The 2,621-nt window shown below is 71.5% G+C and carries 3 protein-coding genes; 1 reads left to right on the top strand and 2 read right to left on the bottom strand.

The features are described 5' to 3' along the window. Window positions 1-189: 189 nt before the first annotated feature. Both H5J30_RS26530 and H5J30_RS26525 read right to left on the bottom strand, forming a co-directional pair. On the bottom strand, window positions 190-1,302 hold the full coding sequence (locus H5J30_RS26530) for a flotillin family protein (protein WP_181789862.1): 1,113 nt from the start codon (window positions 1,300-1,302) through the stop codon (window positions 190-192). A 10-nt stretch (window positions 1,303-1,312) separates the two neighbouring features. Further along, complete coding sequence (locus tag H5J30_RS26525) at window positions 1,313-1,564, bottom strand: NfeD C-terminal domain-containing protein (protein WP_181789861.1); 252 nt, start codon at window positions 1,562-1,564, stop codon at window positions 1,313-1,315. A 147-nt stretch (window positions 1,565-1,711) separates the two neighbouring features. Between H5J30_RS26525 and nth the strand changes: the two genes are divergently transcribed. Further along, complete coding sequence (gene nth / locus H5J30_RS26520; RefSeq protein ID WP_181789860.1) at window positions 1,712-2,542, top strand: endonuclease III; 831 nt, start codon at window positions 1,712-1,714, stop codon at window positions 2,540-2,542. The last annotated feature ends 79 nt before the right edge of the window (window positions 2,543-2,621 follow it).

Raw genomic sequence — 2,621 nt, 5'->3', positions numbered from 1 at the left:
CGACGTCCGCGGTCGTGGCGAAGTCGCCCGCGGACTTCTCGTACCGCCGCAGCGGTGCCGTACAGCTCGCGGAGCACCGCGGCACCCCCTAGGGCCGCCGTCACGGCCACCTGCGCGTCGCTCCAGGCGGCCGAGTTCCCCGCCGGGCGCGGGGAGGAAACCGGTCCGCCCGACCCGGAGCAACGCCTCCTAGAGAGCCTGCCGTTCGTCTTCCGGTGACCGCGGCTGGGGCATCGTGTTCCTGACGGAGTCCAGGATGCTCAGCCCCTGGCCCACCAGCCCCGCCGTCAGCTCGCCGAGGCCGTCGGCGCCGTTCAGGACGTTGATGTTCGCGCCCTGCAGGCCGGCCGCGGCCTTTTCGACGATCTTCGGAAGCTGGTCGATCAACTGCTGGTCCAGCGCGACCCTGTCGTACGAGGACGCCGCCTCGGCCTGGATCTTCATCCGCTCCGCCTCGGCGAGCGCCAGCACCCGGACCCGTTCGGCCTCCGCCTCGGCCGGCTTGACCACCTCCGCCTGCAACTCCTGCTGGCGGAGCCGGGCCGCGCGCTCGGCCAGCTCGGTCTGCGCGGCGAGCACGTCCTGCTGCGCGTGCGCCTGCGCCAGCGGCCCGGCCTGCGCCGCCTGCGCCTCGACGCGGCTGATCTCGGCCTGGTACTGCGCCCGCACCATGGCGGTCTCCCGGGCGTACTCGGCCTGCCTGCGCGCGGACTCCTGCTCCGCCTCGGACGCCTTCTGCGCCGCCTGCGCCTCGGCGATCTTCGCCTCGCGCTGGATGGCCGCCTGGTGGGGTGCCGACATCGCCTTGATGTAGCCGGTGTCGCCGTCGTCGATCGACTGGATCTGGAACGAGTCGACGATCAGCCCGATCCGGCCCATCTCGCTCTTGGAGGTCTCCACCACCTCGGAGGCGAGCTTCTGCCGCTCCGTGACGATCTCCTCGACCGTCATCGAGCCGATGATGGCGCGCAGGTGCCCGGCGAAGATCCGCCCGGTGAGCACCGACATCTCCTTCTGCTCGGAGAGGAAGCGCTGCCCGGCATTGACGATGCTCTCGATGTCGTTGCCGACCTTGAAGGCGATCACGGACCGCACGGTCAGGGGGATGCCCTGCCTGGTCACGCAGTACTCGGCGACCTCGGACTCGTGCATCGCCAGCGACAGGAAGCGGGTCTTGCGGAAGATCGGTAACACGAACCTGCCGTGCCCGACGACGACGCGGAACGGTGCCCCGTCCCGCCGGCGCCTGCCGCCCGACACGAGCATGGCCTGGTCGGGGGCCGGAACGCGATAGCCGAACATGCTTACCTCCTCACTCCACGGGGCCGATGCCGCCGGTCAGCTCGTCCAGCGGATCGGCCCACGCGATCACGGTGACCTGGCGACCGCCGCAGTACTCGGTGACGAGCACCTCCGCGCCTTGCGGCAGCGGCTCGGCGGACCAGGCGAGAAAGGTCTCCGTGCCACCCCTGACCCGCACCAGCACCTCGCCGGGGCCTGCGGGCCCGCGGGTGGGGACGACGAGAACGCCCAGACAGCCGATCACGGCGTCGTCAGGCACCATCGATGGATCCCCCTCCATCACCCTGCTCGCGACGTTCATGCGTACCCTACTCACGACGACGGTCGCTCAATCTTGGTTTCGCTCCCCCGGGAGGGGGCCCCAGCGGTTTCGCTCTTCGGTGTCAGTCGGGGCCCGTAGGCTGGCCCCATGGCGAAGAGTGGCAAGGCAGCGCCCGCGGCGGGGGGCCGCGCGGTGGTGCGCAAGGCGAAACCGGCGCCGACGCGGACGGGGCTGGTGCGGCAGGCCCGGCGGATCTACCGCGAGCTGGCCGAGGTGTATCCGTACGCGCACCCGGAGCTGGACTTCGAGGACCCGTATCAGCTGCTCATCGCCACGGTGCTCTCCGCGCAGACCACCGACCTGCGGGTGAACCAGACGACGCCCGCGCTCTTCGCGAAGTACCCGACGCCCGAGGACCTGGCCGCGGCCAACCCGGAGGAGGTCGAGGAGCTGATCCGGCCGACCGGGTTCTTCCGCGCCAAGACCAAGTCGATCATGGGTCTTTCGCAGGCCCTGCGGGACGACTTCGGCGGCGAGGTCCCGGGGAACCTGAAGGACCTGGTCAAGCTGCCGGGCGTGGGCCGCAAGACGGCCTTCGTCGTCCTCGGCAACGCCTTCGGGGTCCCCGGCATCACGGTCGACACGCACTTCGGCCGGCTCGTGCGGCGCTGGCAGTGGACCGAGCAGACCGACCCCGACAAGGTCGAGCAGGAGGTCGGGTCCCTCTTCCCGAAGAAGGACTGGACGATGCTCTCGCACTACGTGATCTTCCACGGCCGGCGCATCTGCCACGCCCGCAAGCCCGCCTGCGGCGCCTGCCCCATCGCCCCGCTCTGCCCGGCGTACGGCGAGGGGGAGACGGATCCGGAGAAGGCGGAGAAGCTGCTGAAGTACGAGAAGGGCGGCATGCCCGGGCAGCGCCTGAAGCCCCCGCCGGACTACCCCGGGAAGCCGGCGCCCCCGCTGGGAGCCGCATGACGCGGGCACGCGGGACGCCCGGTGGACCGGGCGGCGGCGCGGCCGCGGGGGCGGCGCGTGGCGGGGCGGACGAGGTGGT

The sequence above is a fragment of the Streptomyces phytophilus genome (genome assembly GCF_013870535.1).
GTDB lineage: Bacteria > Actinomycetota > Actinomycetes > Streptomycetales > Streptomycetaceae > Streptomyces > Streptomyces phytophilus.
This window is presented reverse-complemented; position numbering and strand designations above follow the sequence as displayed.

What these genes read in the sequence shown, in the direction of transcription:
- H5J30_RS26530 (WP_181789862.1), bottom strand. Translation starts at nt 1,302, where the DNA reads ATGTTCGGCTATCGCGTTCCGGCCCCCGACCAGGCCATGCTCGTGTCG.
- H5J30_RS26525 (WP_181789861.1), bottom strand. Translation starts at nt 1,564, where the DNA reads ATGGTGCCTGACGACGCCGTGATCGGCTGTCTGGGCGTTCTCGTCGTC.
- nth (WP_181789860.1), top strand. Translation starts at nt 1,712, where the DNA reads ATGGCGAAGAGTGGCAAGGCAGCGCCCGCGGCGGGGGGCCGCGCGGTG.